Annotated in this window: 17 protein-coding genes; 8 read left to right on the top strand and 9 right to left on the bottom strand. The window is 68.1% G+C overall.

Annotation, left to right across the window (positions count from 1 at the left end; translation table 11 throughout):
* Positions 1-92: 92 nt before the first annotated feature.
* Together GVY64_RS05350 and GVY64_RS05345 are read right to left on the bottom strand one after the other, a co-directional pair.
* Positions 93-1,898 (bottom strand): acetyl/propionyl/methylcrotonyl-CoA carboxylase subunit alpha, encoded by a 1,806-nt coding sequence (locus GVY64_RS05350; RefSeq protein ID WP_159839360.1) that lies wholly within the window; start codon positions 1,896-1,898, stop codon positions 93-95.
* Positions 1,899-2,095: 197 nt separating this feature from the next.
* Positions 2,096-3,013 carry a sulfurtransferase gene (locus GVY64_RS05345; RefSeq protein WP_159839390.1) on the bottom strand — a complete coding sequence of 306 codons (918 nt, stop codon included), beginning with the start codon at positions 3,011-3,013 and terminating at the stop codon, positions 2,096-2,098.
* 168 nt (positions 3,014-3,181) lie between these two features.
* On the opposite strand from GVY64_RS05345, the gene GVY64_RS05340 reads away from it, so the two are divergent.
* Complete coding sequence (locus tag GVY64_RS05340) at positions 3,182-3,958, top strand: helix-turn-helix transcriptional regulator (protein ID WP_159839358.1); 777 nt, start codon at positions 3,182-3,184, stop codon at positions 3,956-3,958.
* On the opposite strand, the gene GVY64_RS05335 is transcribed toward GVY64_RS05340, so the two are convergent.
* The 3 genes from GVY64_RS05335 to GVY64_RS05325 all read right to left on the bottom strand — a co-directional run bounded on the left by GVY64_RS05335 (position 3,887) and on the right by GVY64_RS05325 (position 6,684).
* Positions 3,887-4,519, bottom strand: coding sequence for a nucleoside triphosphate pyrophosphatase (locus GVY64_RS05335; RefSeq protein ID WP_159839356.1), 633 nt, complete (start codon positions 4,517-4,519; stop codon positions 3,887-3,889). The two genes, GVY64_RS05340 and GVY64_RS05335, sit on opposite strands and share 72 nt — an antisense overlap.
* Complete coding sequence (locus tag GVY64_RS05330) at positions 4,516-4,842, bottom strand: acyl-CoA carboxylase subunit epsilon (RefSeq protein ID WP_442939525.1); 327 nt, start codon at positions 4,840-4,842, stop codon at positions 4,516-4,518. The genes GVY64_RS05335 and GVY64_RS05330 overlap by 4 nt, the downstream gene beginning before the upstream one ends.
* A gap of 201 nt (positions 4,843-5,043) precedes the next feature.
* The gene (locus GVY64_RS05325; RefSeq protein WP_159839352.1) at positions 5,044-6,684 is read right to left on the bottom strand and encodes an acyl-CoA carboxylase subunit beta; all 1,641 of its coding nucleotides are present in this window, start codon (positions 6,682-6,684) and stop codon (positions 5,044-5,046) included.
* A gap of 205 nt (positions 6,685-6,889) precedes the next feature.
* Here GVY64_RS05325 and GVY64_RS05320 point away from each other — a divergent pair, with 205 nt between their 5' ends.
* Positions 6,890-7,081 (top strand): hypothetical protein, encoded by a 192-nt coding sequence (locus GVY64_RS05320; RefSeq protein WP_159839350.1) that lies wholly within the window; start codon positions 6,890-6,892, stop codon positions 7,079-7,081.
* Between the two features lie 27 nt (positions 7,082-7,108).
* A complete protein-coding gene (locus GVY64_RS05315; RefSeq protein WP_236566636.1) occupies positions 7,109-7,909 on the top strand; it encodes a biotin--[acetyl-CoA-carboxylase] ligase in 801 nt (266 codons plus the stop codon).
* A 28-nt stretch (positions 7,910-7,937) separates the two neighbouring features.
* Here GVY64_RS05315 and GVY64_RS05310 read toward each other — a convergent pair whose 3' ends face one another.
* On the bottom strand, positions 7,938-8,891 hold the full coding sequence (locus GVY64_RS05310; protein ID WP_159839386.1) for an acyl-ACP desaturase: 954 nt from the start codon (positions 8,889-8,891) through the stop codon (positions 7,938-7,940).
* A 158-nt stretch (positions 8,892-9,049) separates the two neighbouring features.
* Between GVY64_RS05310 and GVY64_RS05305 the strand changes: the two genes are divergently transcribed.
* From GVY64_RS05305 to GVY64_RS05295, 3 genes are read left to right on the top strand one after another with little or no spacing between them, the layout of a single operon-like run.
* The gene (locus GVY64_RS05305; protein WP_159839348.1) at positions 9,050-9,595 is read left to right on the top strand and encodes a PH domain-containing protein; all 546 of its coding nucleotides are present in this window, start codon (positions 9,050-9,052) and stop codon (positions 9,593-9,595) included.
* A gap of 17 nt (positions 9,596-9,612) precedes the next feature.
* On the top strand, positions 9,613-10,290 hold the full coding sequence (locus tag GVY64_RS05300; RefSeq protein ID WP_039796233.1) for a response regulator transcription factor: 678 nt from the start codon (positions 9,613-9,615) through the stop codon (positions 10,288-10,290).
* A gap of 1 nt (position 10,291) precedes the next feature.
* Positions 10,292-11,596 (top strand): sensor histidine kinase, encoded by a 1,305-nt coding sequence (locus GVY64_RS05295; protein ID WP_159839346.1) that lies wholly within the window; start codon positions 10,292-10,294, stop codon positions 11,594-11,596.
* Position 11,597: 1 nt separating this feature from the next.
* On the opposite strand, the gene GVY64_RS05290 is transcribed toward GVY64_RS05295, so the two are convergent.
* Positions 11,598-12,137, bottom strand: coding sequence for a GtrA family protein (locus GVY64_RS05290; RefSeq protein ID WP_159839344.1), 540 nt, complete (start codon positions 12,135-12,137; stop codon positions 11,598-11,600).
* A 39-nt stretch (positions 12,138-12,176) separates the two neighbouring features.
* Between GVY64_RS05290 and GVY64_RS05285 the strand changes: the two genes are divergently transcribed.
* A complete protein-coding gene (locus GVY64_RS05285) occupies positions 12,177-13,397 on the top strand; it encodes a 5-(carboxyamino)imidazole ribonucleotide synthase (protein WP_442939524.1) in 1,221 nt (406 codons plus the stop codon).
* Positions 13,390-13,905, top strand: a complete 516-nt coding sequence (gene purE / locus GVY64_RS05280; protein ID WP_159839342.1) for a 5-(carboxyamino)imidazole ribonucleotide mutase — start codon at positions 13,390-13,392, stop codon at positions 13,903-13,905. The genes GVY64_RS05285 and purE overlap by 8 nt, the downstream gene beginning before the upstream one ends.
* A gap of 11 nt (positions 13,906-13,916) precedes the next feature.
* On the opposite strand, the gene GVY64_RS05275 is transcribed toward purE, so the two are convergent.
* The gene (locus GVY64_RS05275) at positions 13,917-14,483 is read right to left on the bottom strand and encodes a PIN domain-containing protein (protein WP_159839340.1); all 567 of its coding nucleotides are present in this window, start codon (positions 14,481-14,483) and stop codon (positions 13,917-13,919) included.
* Between the two features lie 2 nt (positions 14,484-14,485).
* On the bottom strand, positions 14,486-14,953 hold the full coding sequence (locus GVY64_RS05270; protein WP_236566635.1) for an excisionase family DNA-binding protein: 468 nt from the start codon (positions 14,951-14,953) through the stop codon (positions 14,486-14,488).
* Positions 14,954-15,094 lie beyond the last annotated feature (141 nt).

Genomic DNA, 15,094 nt, shown 5'->3' with positions numbered 1-15,094 from the left:
GGTCTCCTGGGTATTGCGGGGGTGGCCCCCGTGGTTACCAAAGCTGGCGGGGCGCCCCCCCCCGGCCCCCCCCCCGCTCCTGTATCCGGCTACTACTTGATCTCCGCCAGCACCGTGCCCTGCGTGATGGCCGCGCCTGCCTCGACGGACAGGCCGGTGACCACACCCGCCTTGTGCGCGTTGACCGGGTTCTCCATCTTCATGGCCTCGAGGACCACGATCAGATCGCCCGCCTCGACCGACTGGCCCTCTTCCACGGCGACCTTGACGACGGTGCCCTGCATCGGCGCGGTGACCGCGTCACCGGAGGCCGCGCCGCCGCCCGCGCCGCCCCGCTTGCGCGGCTTGGGCTTCTTGCGGATCACACCGGCGCCGTTGCCCGCCGCACCGGCCGCTCCCGCGCCGACGGTGAAGTTGCCCGGCAACGACACCTCGACCCGGCGGCCGCCGACCTCGACGACGACCTTCTGCCGCGGCTGCTCCTCGTCCTCCTCGGCCGGGGCGCCCGCGCCGGTGAACGGCTCGACGGTGTTGACCCACTCGGTCTCGATCCACTTGGTGTAGACGTCGAACTTCTCGCCGTCACCGATGAACGCCGGGTCCTCGACGATCGCCCGGTGGAACGGGATGACCGTGGCCAGGCCGTCGACCTCGAACTCGGCCAGCGCGCGCCGCGCCCGCTCCAGCGCCTGCGTGCGGTTCTCACCGGTGACGATCAGCTTGGCCAGCATCGAGTCGAACTGTCCGCCGATCACGCTGCCCTCCACCACGCCGGAGTCCACGCGCACACCGGGGCCCGACGGCTCCCGGTACACGGTGACCGGGCCGGGGGCGGGCAGGAAGCCGCGACCGGCGTCCTCGCCGTTGATGCGGAACTCGAAGGCGTGGCCGCGCGGGGTGGGGTCCTCGGTGATCTCCAGCTTCTCGCCGTTGGCGATGCGGAACTGCTGGCGCACCAGGTCGATGCCCGCGGTCTCCTCGGTGACCGGGTGTTCGACCTGCAGACGGGTGTTCACCTCGAGGAAGGAGACGGTCTCGCCCTGCACCAGGTACTCGACGGTGCCCGCGCCGTAGTAACCGGCTTCCTTGCAGATGGCCTTGGCCGAGGCGTGGATCTTCGCGCGCACTTCGTCGGACAGGAACGGCGCCGGGGCCTCCTCGACGAGCTTCTGGAAGCGCCGCTGCAGCGAGCAGTCACGGGTGCCCGCGACGATGACATTGCCGTGCTTGTCGGCGATGACCTGCGCCTCGACGTGGCGGGCCTTGTCCAGGTACTGCTCGACGAAGCACTCGCCGCGACCGAAGGCGGCGGTCGCCTCGCGGACGGCCGAGTCGTACAGCTCGGGGATCTCCTCGATGGAGTGCGCGACCTTCATGCCGCGGCCACCACCGCCGAAGGCGGCCTTGATGGCGACCGGAACGCCGTACTTCTTCGCGAACTCGACAACTTCGGTCGCGTCCTTGACCGGGTCCTTGGTGCCCGCGGCCATCGGCGCGTTCGCGCGCTCGGCGATGTGCCGGGCGGTGACCTTGTCACCCAGGTCGCGGATGGACTGCGGGGAGGGGCCGATCCAGATCAGCCCGGCGTCGATGACGGCCTGGGCGAAGTCGGCGTTCTCGGACAGGAAGCCGTAGCCGGGGTGGATGGCGTCGGCGCCGGACTTGGCCGCGGCGTCGAGGATCTTGTCGAACACCAGGTACGACTCTGCCGAGGTCTGCCCGCCCAGGGCGAAGGCCTCGTCGGCGAGCTTGACGAACGGAGCGTCGGCATCCGGCTCGGCGTAGACCGCGACGCTGCCGATACCGGCATCCTTGGCCGCCCGGATCACGCGCACGGCGATTTCGCCTCGGTTAGCTACGAGTACCTTTGTGATCCGCGCGCTGGCATGGCTGGGCACTGAGCCTCCTGTGTGCATTCTTCTGGTCGCTTCGCCGGGATGGGGTCGCTGCGCAGGCTCCGCTCCCATAGTCGACAAAATTACGTCTCGGGCGAGTGTAGGCAGTCTGCCAATAGACGCCGCACTCGGCTAGCCCTACTGATCAGTAGGTCCCGGATCACAACGTACGCGGTCTGTGTTTGGGACCGCGCCCTGCCCTACCTGCTCCTGGCGCGCCGCGAACCGCCTCGAGCGGGTACTTCACCGGGCTCGTCACCCCTGGCGATCGGCATCCGCACCGAGTTGCCCCACTCCGTCCAGGAGCCGTCGTAGTTGCGTACGCCGTCGCGTCCGAGCAGGTAGGTCAGGACGAACCAGGTGTGGCCGGATCGCGCGCCGACTCGACTGTAGACGATCACCTCGTCCTGGCCGGCCAACGCGCGGTAGACGTCGTCGAGTTCGGCGCGGGATCGGAAGCGCCCGTCCGGCGCGAGCGCCTCCGACCACGGGATGTTCGACGCGCTGGGAATGTGGCCGCCGCGCAGTGCGGCGTTCTCGGGATCGGCCGGTTCGCCCACGCGCGCGCCGGAGTACTCCTCGGCCGAGCGCACGTCGATCACCGGTTTGCCCAGGTGGGCGAGCACGTCTTCACGGAAGGCGCGGAAGGTGGCGTCGTTCCTGCGCACGGTGGGGTAGGCGCTGGGCACGGGGTAGTCGGGCTCGAATGTCGTGTCGCGTCCCTCGGAGATCCACGCCGCGCGCCCCCCGTCGAGCAGGCGCACGTCCTCGTGTCCGAACAGCGTGAACACCCACGCGGTGTGCGCCGCCTGCGTATTGCCGCGGTCCCCGTAGATCACAACCGTGTCGTCACGTTCTATCCCTTTGGCGCGCATCAGTTCGGTGAAGCGGGTTCCGTCGATATAGTCGCGCGTGACCGGATCGTTCAGATCGCTTCGCCAATCCAGCTTGGTGGCGCCCGGAACGTGCCCGATGTCGTAGAGCAGCGTGTCCTCGTTGGCCTCGATGATCTTGAGTCCGCGTGCGCCTATGTTTGCCGACAGCCACTCCGTGGTTACTAGTCGGTGAGGATATGCGTTGGAACCGAGTGAGGGATGAGGGTCCGGAGCGACGGGCACGGTGTTGGGTCCTTCACGCATGGGTGGACGGTGGTGGCAGCGGTTCGAGGCCTCACAGCGATCGTAGGTGTGAGGCGGCAGTGACTCTCGTTTCAGATCACAAATCGGATGAGGGCCGAATAAAGGGCACCTACATCCGATAAAGTCTCCCGGGAGGAGGGGTGAGCTATGTCCGATTCTTGGCCGCGGCGGCGACTGCTCGCGATCCTACGTGGCGCCAGCGAGCCTCTCGACGCCCAGGAACTGGCCAGAATCACCGGACAGCACGTCACCACGGTCCGGTTCCACCTCGATGTGCTCACCAGAGAGTCCCTCGTCCGGCAGTTCCAGCAGCCGCCCCGCGGGCGCGGGCGTCCGCGCATCGGATACAGCGCGGTGCAGCGATCGGTCGGCTACCAGGATCTGGCGCAGGTGCTCGCCGACCAGCTCGGCCCGGACTCGCGGCGCAGGTCGGAGGCCGCGGTCGCGGCCGGCCGCGCCTGGGGCGGCCGGCTCGACGTCGGCGACCACCGGGTGGAGTCGCTGGAGGACGCCAAGGACCTCACGATGACGTTGATGTCGGAACTGGGTTTCGCCCCGGAGCGCGACCCGTCGCCGGAGACCGAGGGCACGGCGCTGATCCGGCTGACGGCGTGCCCGTTGCGTGAACTCGCGCGGACGCACTCCGAAGTGGTCTGCGGCGTGCACCTCGGTCTGCTCGAGGAGCTGCTCGACCGGGGCGGCGCGCAGGGCTCGATCGACGTGCGGATGCATCCGTTCGTCGAGCCGGAGCTGTGCGTGGCCCGGCTGGAACTCATCGCGGCCAAGCGCGCCGAGGCCCAGCAGGCGGCGACGGTGCCCCCCGGTGGCGACGCCGAGGCGTTGACCGCCCCGTCAGGCCGTGTGGCCCCACAGTTGCGTAACGCCGATCCCAACATCGCCAAGCAGTCGGCGCAGCAGTGGTAGCCCGATCCCGATGACGCTGGACGGGTCGCCATCGATGCGATCGACGAACCAGCCGCCGAGCCCGTCGAGGGTGAACGCGCCCGCCACCTGGAGCGGCTCACCGGTCGCGATGTAGGCGTCCAGCTCGTCCGGCTCCGGTTTGGCGAAATGCACGGTGGTGCTGCTGCAGTCGACCGCCTCGGCGGAGATATGGCCATCCCGCATCCGCACCACGCAGTGACCGGTGACCAGGTCCGCGCTGCGTCCGGCCATGGCGCCCCATCGAGCGCGAGCCACCTCGGGTGTGTGCGGTTTGCCCTGCAGTTCGCCGTCCACGAGCAGCATCGAGTCGCAGGCCACCACAACGCAATCGGCGGCGAATTCCGGGATCGCGGCCGCCACGGCGGCGGCTTTGGCGCGTGCCAGCTCCACCACGACCACCTGGGGTGGCGTGCCCTCGGGGAGGGCGGCGGCGACCGCGTCCTCGTCCACGGCGGAGACCCGGACGATCGGGTCGATGCCCGCCGAGCGGAGAACCTCCCGGCGGGCCGGGGACGCGGAAGCCAGGATCAGCCGCGTCACCCGCGCAGGTGGGACAGCTGCGGGAAGGAGTAGGGGGAGAACGGCGAAGTGCCGCGGTGCATCAGCGTGGGATGGCCCCACAGGTCGGGGGGACCCGCGGGCCCGGCAGGCGCGGCGCTGTTCGCGGCCGCGGACAGCACGCACACCAGCGCGGCGAGTTCCTCATCGGTCGGCGAGCCCTTCACGACACGGAAGAACGGCTCCGGGGTGGCCTCGGTGGATTGCGCTGTCGCGGTCGAACCGGCGGACGCACCGGCCTCGTCAGCGATCGGGTCGACTGTGAGATCCAGCTCGACGGCGCTCAACACATCTTCTTCTGCCACGGTCGTCACAGTGCCAGGTCCTCTCTTCGCCCTTATCAGCGGAACTGATCAGGCTGTTCCCGTTTTCCGACAAGTTATTGATGAAGCAATCGTCCTCGGACACACTCATTGCTTCTCTGCAACAAGCCGGTACCCGCCAGAGTAAGTGTTACCGAGACCGATGCCACCCTTTGCGCGCGGCCTATCGAGGGTATCGCTCGATCACAGCGGGATGTTGCCGTGTTTCTTCGGCGGCAGGGTCACCATCTTGCGTTCGAGCAGCCGCAGCGCGGACACGATCTGGCCGCGGGTGTGCGACGGCGGAATGACCGCGTCCACATAGCCGCGCTCGGCGGCGACGTACGGGTTCACGAGCGTGTCCTCGTACTCGTTCTGGAGCTCGAGCCGCAGCGCATCGACGTCTCCGCCGTCCTTGGCGGCCTGCTGCAGTTGCTTGCGGTAGACGAATCCGACGGCGCCCGACGCGCCCATGACGGCGATCTGCGCGGTGGGCCACGCGAGGTTCACGTCGGCGCCCATGTGCTTGGAACCCATGACGTCATAGGCGCCGCCGTAGGCCTTGCGGGTGATGATGGTGATTTTGCCCACAGTGGCCTCGCCGTAGGCGTAGAGCAACTTGGCGCCGCGCCGGATGATGCCGTTGTATTCCTGGCCGGTGCCGGGCAGGAAGCCGGGCACGTCGACGAGGGTGATGATCGGGATGTTGAACGCGTCGCAGGTGCGTACGAAGCGCGCGGCCTTCTCCGAGGCGTCGATGTCCAGGCAGCCCGCGTACTGGGTGGGCTGGTTGGCCACGATGCCCACGCTGCGGCCGTCGATCCGGCCGAAGCCGACGATGATGTTCATCGCGCGCTCGGCCTGCACCTCGAGGAACTCGTCGTCGTCGAGCAGGCGACGGATCACCTCGTGCATGTCGTAGGGCTGGTTCGGCGAGTCCGGGATGATCGAATCCAGCTCGAGGTCCTCGTCGGTGAGCGAGTCCTCGATGGCGCCGTCGATCGGGTCGGTGGCCGGGAATCGCGGGGCCTCGGCGCGGTTGTTGCTCGGCAGGTAGGACAGCAGGTCCTTGACATAGTCCAAGGCGTCCTGCTCGCCAGAGGCGACGTAGTGCGCCACGCCGGACTTGGTCATGTGCGTGTGCGCGCCGCCCAAGTCCTCCATGGTGACGTCCTCGCCGGTGACCGTCTTGATGACATCCGGGCCGGTGACGAACATCTGGCTGGTGCCGTCGACCATCACGACGAAGTCGGTGAGCGCCGGGGAGTACACGTGACCGCCCGCGGCCGGGCCCATGATCAGCGAGATCTGCGGGATCACACCCGAGGCCTGGATGTTGCGGTGGAAGATCTCGCCGTAGAGACCGAGCGAGACCACGCCTTCCTGGATGCGGGCGCCCGCGCCCTCGTTGATGCCGATCAGCGGGCGGCCGGTCTTCAGGGCGAGGTCCATCACCTTGACGATCTTCTCGCCGTAGACCTCGCCGAGGCTGCCGCCGAACACCGTGACGTCCTGGCTGAAGATGCAGACGTCGCGGCCGTCGATGGTGCCGTAACCGGTCACCACGCCGTCACCGAGCGGCCGGTTGTTCTCCAGTCCGAAGTTGACGCTGCGGTGGCGGGCCAGTGCGTCGAGCTCGACGAAAGAGCCTTCGTCCAGCAGGGCGAGGATGCGCTCGCGGGCGGTCATCTTGCCCTTCGCGTGCACCTTGTCGACCGCGGCCTCACCCATCGGGTGCTTGGCCTCTTCCAGCCGATTCCGCAGGTCAGCCAGCTTCCCGGCGGTGGTGTGGATATCGGGGGAGCCCGCCGGACCTGATGCGGGCTGCTGCTGGACACTCGTCATGGCTTCGGAGTGTAACCAGTACCAGTGCTTCCTTCTAACCCAGACGGGGGCTACCGGTGAGTAAAAACCGCAGCTAGATCAATTTTCCCGGGCAAACTTCCTGGTCGGTAGCAGGGTCGGGAAGGCGAAAATGAGTATCGCCCGCCGACGGGGTCCGGATAGCCTGAGGGCGAATGATTTCCGGGCTCAGGGGGAGGAGCGCGTCATGTGGGAATGGGGTAGAACATTCGCCGAATACGCCGCCGCCGCGGCGTGGACGCGAACCGCCGAAACGGCGCCGAAGTACGGCGAACCGGAGTGCTGGGCCGAGACCGCCGAAGGCGAGCCGGAGGACGCCGACCGCATGGGCGCGGCGGCGCGCGACCCGATCCTCTCCGGCTACGACCTGGTCGGGTAGCGCCCGCACGGCGAGTAGCCTGCCGGTGTGCAGAGGCCACCGTTGGATGCAGAGCAGTTGCGGCGCAGTGCCGTCGACTCGCCCGAGCTGTCGTTCTTCTCACGGATCGATGTGGTCGAGTCGACCGGGTCCACGAACGCGGATCTGATCGCGCGAGCGGCGGATCCGGACGTCGACCGCGTGGTTCTGCTGGCGGAGACACAGGTGCAGGGCCGGGGCAGGCACGCGCGGCCCTGGGTCAGCCCGCCCCGGGCGCAACTGGCGATGTCGCTGCTGGTGCGGTTGCCGGGGATCGGGCCCGCCTCGCTGGCCTGGCTGGCTCTGCTGACCGGCGTCGCCGTGGTGGACGCGCTGCGGGCCACGGCGGGCGTGGCCGCGGAACTCAAATGGCCCAACGACGTGCTGATCGAGGGCCGCAAGGTGGCCGGCATCCTGGCCGAGGTCGCATCGAGCGGTGGCGCGCCCGCCGTAGTGATCGGGCTCGGGCTGAATGTGAGTCTCACCGAGGACGAACTGCCGGTGCCGCACGCCACGTCGCTGACCATCGCGGACGCGCGGGAGACCGATCGCACGGTGCTCGTGCGATCTCTGCTCGTCGAGTTCGTCCGTCGCTTCACCGCGTGGCGCGACGCGGACTGGGCGACCGACGAACTCGCCGCCGCCTACCGCGAGCGGTGCGCCACGATCGGCACCGAGGTCCGCGCCGAGCTACCCGGTGGCCGGACGCTGACCGGCGTCGCCGCGGGCGTCGACGACTACGGCCGCCTGCTCATCGGCGACCAGGCGGTTTCCGCGGGCGATGTCACGCATCTGCGCGCCCGGTACTGAGCCGGCGTGCTCGGCCGAGTCCGAGGTCTCAGACGGGCTCGGCCACGCCTCGCGCGGCCTCACGGGCCAGGGCCCGGTCGCGCTGCTCCTCGAACTTGATCACGTTCTTGCCGAGCTTCTCCACGAATTCGGCCAGTTCGTCGCGCGCCTGCTCGCCGCGCGGCCCGAAATCCGAGCGTTCGAAGACGTTCCACTGCTTGAGCACCGGATCGACGACCTCCTCCAGATGCTGGCGCAGGTCGTAGATGCCGTGCTTGGCCATCAGCACGCCGTAGCGGCGGAAGTTGGGCATCCCGGCGCCTGGCATCAGGAAATTCGTGATGATTCTGGTGATCGCGGGCATGGCCTGATCGGGCACCAGGTCCAGCGCGGCCCCGCACACCGAGCGATAGAAGATCATGTGCAGGTTCTCGTCGGCGGCGATGCGCTGGAGCAGGCGGTCGGCGACGGCGTCGTCGCACGCCTTGCCCGTATTGCGGTGCGAGACACGGGTGGCCAGCTCCTGGAAGGTGACATAGGCGACGCTCGCCAGGAACCCGCCCCACCCCTGCGGCGACTGGACGCCGGTGCTCATGTGGATCATCCGCGCCTCTTCCAAGGCGACCGGATCGACGGCCCGGGTGACGACCAGGTAGTCCCGCATGGCGATGCCGTGGCGGTTCTCCTCCGCGGTCCAGCGGTCGACCCAGGTGCCCCACGCGCCGTCCTCGGAGAAGTTCAGCGCGATCTCTCGATGGTAGGAGGGCAGGTTGTCCTCGGTGAGCAGGTTGGTGATCATGGCGACCCGGGCGACTTCGCTGAGGCGCGATTGCTCCGGCTCCCAGTCCACGCCGCCCAGGGCGGCGAAGTTGCGGCCTTGGCTCCACGGCACGTAATCGTGCGGATTCCAGTCTTTGGCCATGGCGAGGTGCCGGTGCACATTCTGCTCGGCGACGGGTTCGAGTTCGGTCAGGATCTGCAGCGGGGTCAGGTCTTTGGTCACGCGTTCCTCCACGGTCGGATCGGCGGTGATGGTGAGCCGGGCGTTGCGCGATACAGAGAGCCACTGCGCGGAATCGTCACACGCAGGCTGCCGATTGTGCAGCATGACGCGCTGCGGTGTCGGTCGTTCCGGGATCTTCACGCGGTAATGTTCCTGACATGGGTTATCCCGAGGATGTGCTGGCACCCGACGAACGGTTGCTGCTGCATCGCCACCCGCATTGGAAAATGCTCTTCTGGCCGATCGTGACACTCATCGTTGCCACGGCGCTCGCCGGTTTCACCGGGGGACTCGTTTCGCAGAAGGCCACCGGCACCACCGGTTCGGCGCTGCTCATCACAGTGCTCGTGGTGTATGCGGCGATTTTGCTATGGCGTTGTGTCGCACCGATTGTCAGCTGGAAATCGACCCATTTCATCGTCACCGACCGGCGGGTGCTGGTGCGGCAAGGCGTGCTCACCCACACCGGCATCGATATCCCGATGAGCCGGATCTCCAGTGTGCAGTTCCGGCACGGGCTGTTCGACCGGCTGCTCGGCACCGGCACGTTGATCATCGAGTCGTCCTCCTCGGAGCCGCTGGAGTACGACGACATCCCGTCGGTCCAGCAGGTGCACGCGCTGCTGTACCACCAGGTGTTCGAGGTCGAACGCCATCGCGACGGCTGGGACGAGCGCCGGGACGACCGTCCCAGCTACCGGTGAGCCCGTAACCTGGGCGTATGACCGCTGTACTGCTGGCCGAGGACGACGACGCCATCGCCGCCCCGCTGTCGCGCGCGCTCGGCCGCGAGGGCTACTCGGTCACCGTCGAGAGTTTCGGCCCCGCCGTGCTGCAGCGAGCCCTGGAAGGCGGCCACGACCTGCTCATTCTCGACCTCGGCCTGCCCGGCATGGACGGGCTGGAGGTGTGCCGCCAGGTGCGCGCCCGCGGGGCTGACCTGGCCGTGCTGATGCTGACCGCGCGCACCGACGAGGTGGATTTCGTGGTGGGGCTGGACGCGGGCGCCGACGACTACGTCGGCAAGCCGTTCCGGCTCGCCGAGCTGCTCGCCCGGGTGCGAGCGCTGTTGCGGCGCAGCGGGATCGGCGACGACACGGTGGAGGTGGGCGGCATCCGCCTGGAACCCGCCGCCCGGCGCGTGCTGGTCAACGGCGTCGAAATCGGTTTGGCCAACAAGGAATACGAGCTGCTCAAGGTGCTGATCGACCGAGCTGGTCAAGTGGTGCCGCGCGAGACCATCCTGCGCGAGGTCTGGGGCGACGCGGAGCTGCGCGGTTCCAAGACGCTGGACATGCACATGTCCTGGTTGCGCCGCAAGATCGGTGACGAGGGCCCCATGGCCGAACGGCGCATCGTCACCGTCCGCGGCGTCGGATTCCGGCTGAACACCGACTGACGTGCGCCGCCGGATCCTGCGTTCCATGCTCACCGTGCTGACCCTCACCACGGTGGTGCTCGGCGTGCCGCTCATCTATACGGCGTGGTTGTGGGTGGAGGACATCACGCGCAACGACCTGCAGAATCGGCTGGATCGGATCGCCACGGAGATCATCGCGCAGGAACGCGACGGCACGGTGTCCGGCGAGCTGGACATCCGCTCGGTCGCGCCGTTGGTGCCCGAGAACGGCAGGCTCACCATCGTTTACCCGTCGCAACAGGACAACGCCTCCCGGCGCGACGTCGGTGTGGCCGAGGTGCCCGACCCGCTGGTCGAGTCGCTGTCGATGGGCAAGTCCGCGTCGCTGCGCTTGGAGGTGCCCTCGGCGCCGATGCACGCCATGCAGCGCCAAGCCGTCGCGGTGGTCGCGCTGGCGGTGCTCGCCTCGCTCGGCGCGGCGGTGTCGGTCGCGGTGGTCACCGCCCGGCGGGTGGCCGATCCGCTGCGGGATGTCGCGGCGCGTGCGGCGCGGCTGGCGATGGGGGACTTCCGGGCCGATCCGCGCAGGCACGGCATCGCGGAGCTGGATCGCGTCTCCGACGTGCTCGACTCGGCGACCGTGGAGATCGCCGGACGACTCCAGCGCGAACACGCCCTGGTGGCGGACGTGTCGCATCAACTGCGCAGCAGGCTGACCGCCGTGCGGTTGCGGCTGGACGAGCTGTCCGCGCATCCCGACCCGGAGGTGGTGCACGAGGCAGAGGAGGCCATGGCCCAGGTCGACCGGCTCACCGACGCGATCGACGACCTGGTCCGGGCCTCCCGCGACGAGGACGCGGCCGATCGCGATCCGCTGCCCGTGATGGACGAGTTGCGCGGCGTGGTCGCCGAATGGACCCACCCGTTCACCGAGGCGGGCCGGACGCTGACGCTCACCGGCGACGAGTCGCTGCGCGCCCCGATCACGGGCTCGCGGCTGCGCGAGGCGGTGGCGGTGCTGGTGGACAACGCGCTGATGCACGGCGGCGGCACCTGCACGGTGTCGGTGCGTTCGGTGCGGCCGGGCGCCGATCGCGAGCCGCTGGTCTGTGTCGAGGTCGCCGACGAGGGGCACGGGGTGCGCGACGAGCTGGCCCCGCACATCTTCGACCGGGGCTTCTCCGCGGGCGGTTCCACCGGCGTCGGGCTCGCGCTGGCGCGGGCGCTGGTCGAAGCGGACGGAGGGCGACTGGAATTGCAGCGGCGCAGGCCGGCGCTGTTCGCGGTGTTCCTCGGGTCCTCGAAGGCCCGCCCGGCCAACACCGTGGCGCCAGAGCCGCGGTGACTCAGCCGCGGCCGAGTTCCTCTTCCACGAGATCCACGAATTCCGCTTCGAGTTCGCTCATTTCATCTGGGAAGACCCAGCGGCGCATCGCCCAGAAACGGAAGGCCATCTGCAGCAGATTGCCGATGATGAAGGCGCTGATGAAGTCGGCGATGTTCTCGACGGTGAAGCTCACATTGGGCTGACGCAGGTCGAAGACATAGCTGGAAATCCACAGCGGCGTGAACGCCAGCACGACGCCGACCCCGCTGACGCCGAAGAACAACAGCGCTTCGTGATGCCGTTCCCGTCCGCCGCGATTCTTGAACGACCATTCCCGGTTCAGGATGTAGGACGCGATCACGGCGATGACGCCGGAGATGATCTTGGCCGTCACCGGTTTCTCCGCGAGCACCGTCCACTTCAGCATGTAGAAGATGCCGCTGTCGATCACGAACGTGGTCGCGCCGACGATCGCGAACTTGATCAATTCCCGATGCCGGTACGCGACATCTTGCAGCGGCTTGGGGAGGACGCTGACCACGTCGTCGACGAATGACACAAGACCGGAGTGTACCGGTACCGATCATTCGCGCCGGACATGACAATATTGTCCGACGTGAGCGCACGTTCCTTCGATCCATCGGCCATGCCCACCGTCACCATGATCGGTGGCGGTCAATTGGCGCGCATGACCCATCAAGCGGCGATCGCGCTGGGCCAGCGGCTGCGCGTGCTCGCCGAGAACCCCGACGACCCGGCCGCGCAGGTCAGTCCCGAGGTGGTGCTCGGCAGCCACACCGACCTGACCGCGCTGCGCAAGGCGGCGGTCGGCTCGCACGCGCTGACCTTCGACCACGAGCACGTGCCGACCGAGCACCTGGAGGCACTGGTCGCCGAGGGCGTCAACGTGCAGCCGCCGCCGCAGGCGCTGGTCTACGCGCAGGACAAGCTGGCGATGCGCACCAAACTGAGCGCACTCGGGCTGCCCGTGCCCGCGTTCACCGCGGTGCACGCGGCCGACGACGCCGTGCGGTTCGGCGACGAGCACGGCTGGCGGATCGTGCTGAAGGCGGTGCGCGGCGGTTACGACGGGCGTGGCGTGTGGATGCCCGAGTCCGCCGACGCGGCGGCGACGATCGTCGCCGACCAGCTCGGGCGCGGCGTCCAGCTGCTGGCGGAAGCGAAGATCGACCTGCGGCGCGAACTGTCGGCGATGGTGGCCCGTTCGCCGTTCGGGCAGGCGGCGACTTGGCCGGTGGTGGAGACGGTGCAACGCAAGGGCCAATGCGCGGTGGTCGTCGCGCCCGCGCCCGGCCTGCCGGAGGACACGGCCGCCGCGGCGGAGACCATGGCGTTGCGGCTCGCCGAGGAACTCGGTGTGGTGGGCGTCATGGCGGTGGAGCTGTTCGAGACCACCGGCGGCGAGCTGCTGGTGAACGAGCTGGCCATGCGCCCGCACAACTCCGGGCACTGGGGAATGGACGGCGCACGCACCGGGCAGTTCGAACAGCATCTGCGCGCCGTGCTCGACTACCCGCTCGGTGACACCGCGCCGCTGGCCCCGGTGACCGTGATGGCGAACATCCTCGGCGCGCCGCAGGCCCCGGCGATGTCGATGGACGAGCGGCTGCACCACCTGTTCGCCCGGATCCCGGAGGCGAAGGTGCACCTGTACGGCAAGGGGGAACGACCCGACCGCAAGATCGGGCACGTCAACATCCTCGGCGACGACGTGGCCGAGGTCCGGGAGAAGGCCGAGCGGGCGGCGCACTGGATGTCGCACGCGATTTGGACCGACGGATGGGATCCGCATGAGTGAAGAACTGGCCATCGCCCCGGCTGTCGGCCTGATCATGGGCAGCGACTCCGACTGGCCGACGATGGAGGCGGCCGCCGAGGCTCTGGCAGAGTTCGGGATCCGCTTCGAGGTGGGCGTCGTCTCGGCGCACCGCACCCCGCAGCGCATGCTCGACTACGCGCGGTCGGCGGCGGATCGCGGATTGAAGGTCATCATCGCCGGCGCGGGCGGCGCCGCCCACCTGCCCGGTATGGTCGCCTCCGCGACGCCGCTGCCGGTGATCGGCGTGCCGGTGCCGCTGAAGTACCTCGACGGCATGGACTCGCTGCTGTCCATCGTCCAGATGCCCGCGGGCGTGCCGGTCGCCACCGTCTCCATCGGGGGCGCCCGCAACGCGGGCCTGCTCGCCGCCCGCATCCTCGCCGCCCACGACCCGGCCCTGCGCACCCGCATGGAACAGTTCCAGGCCGGTCTCGAGCAGATGGTCCTGGAAAAGGACGACGCCCTGCGCACCAAGCTCTTGGGCTGAGCGGTAGACGGTCAGCGGTCGCGTCTGCCTGCACGCAAGCTTGCGACCGCTTCCACTAATCCGGCGTTCTCCAAGGCGTCCAGCACGTCTTCAGTGGTCTCCGGTGGATTGGTCCGTGAATCAGCGATCTGCTGAATGCACGCCCAGACCACACGGTCGTCCAGATCGATCTGGTCGAGCAGGAAATCGTCGGGGCTCTTCGCCTCGAGGTGCCAGGGTTCCAGTGCATCGTCCGGGAAGTCCGCCAGGTTGGACGTCACGATGACTTGCGCCTTCGCCGCGATGGCTGCCGCGAGGATATGCCGATCATCCGGGTCCGGCAGCTTCACCGCTTCGATCAGAGACTCGTATCCGTAGACTCGGCAATCCGGCACGGCATCGTTCATCAACGTGCGCAGTCGAGCCAGCCGGTCCACCGGAATGTCCGGCCGTTTCGCCGACAGGTTGTTCAGCGCCTCGTCCAGGATGCGATCAGTCCACTTCGCCTGCACGGCACCCGCCCGCGCGAGGCGGATGAGTAGATCCCGCAGCGTATTGCCATACAGCACATTGGCGTCGTACACGACAACGAAGGCCATGGTCAGATGCCGAGGTCTTGGCCGAGTTGCGCCAATTCGTCCATCGCGGCTCGGCTCTTGACCTCGGATCGCCGCTGGTATTGCTTCAAATCGTCGTATCGGATCCGGCGATGACGCCCTACCCGGCGAAAGGGAATCTCGCCTGTTTCCAGCAGCGTTACGACGTAAGGGCGCGACACGTTCAGCATGTCCGCCGCCTGCTGCGTGGTGAGTTCGGCATGGGAAGGCACCACGGTGACACCGCGTCCCTCCGCGGCCTGCGCCAGGATGAATGCCAACATGCTGACGGCCTCTCGGGGCAACACCAAGGCGTCATCACCTGGATGCTCAGGGGCGACCTGAATGGTGTGCTCGCCGGGGTGCCGCATCAGATAGTCCTTGATCCGACGCATCGCGCGAGCTGCGACGTCTGCATCGATCGCTCCTGGTTCGGCGCGCTTTGCGTCTCGAATGTTCGCCACACCGATCACCTCCTTATCGCAGTATACGAAGCAAACGAAATATTCGAAACAGGCCCGTACGCACCGTTCGGCATTCTTTGATGCGACTCAGAAAGTGATCTGCATCACAGAGTGTCAGGAAGTTCGGAGACGCGGTGTCTTGTGCTCGAG

The sequence above is a fragment of the Nocardia sp. CY41 genome, assembly GCF_009829325.1.
Taxonomy (GTDB): domain Bacteria; phylum Actinomycetota; class Actinomycetes; order Mycobacteriales; family Mycobacteriaceae; genus Nocardia.
This window is presented reverse-complemented; position numbering and strand designations above follow the sequence as displayed.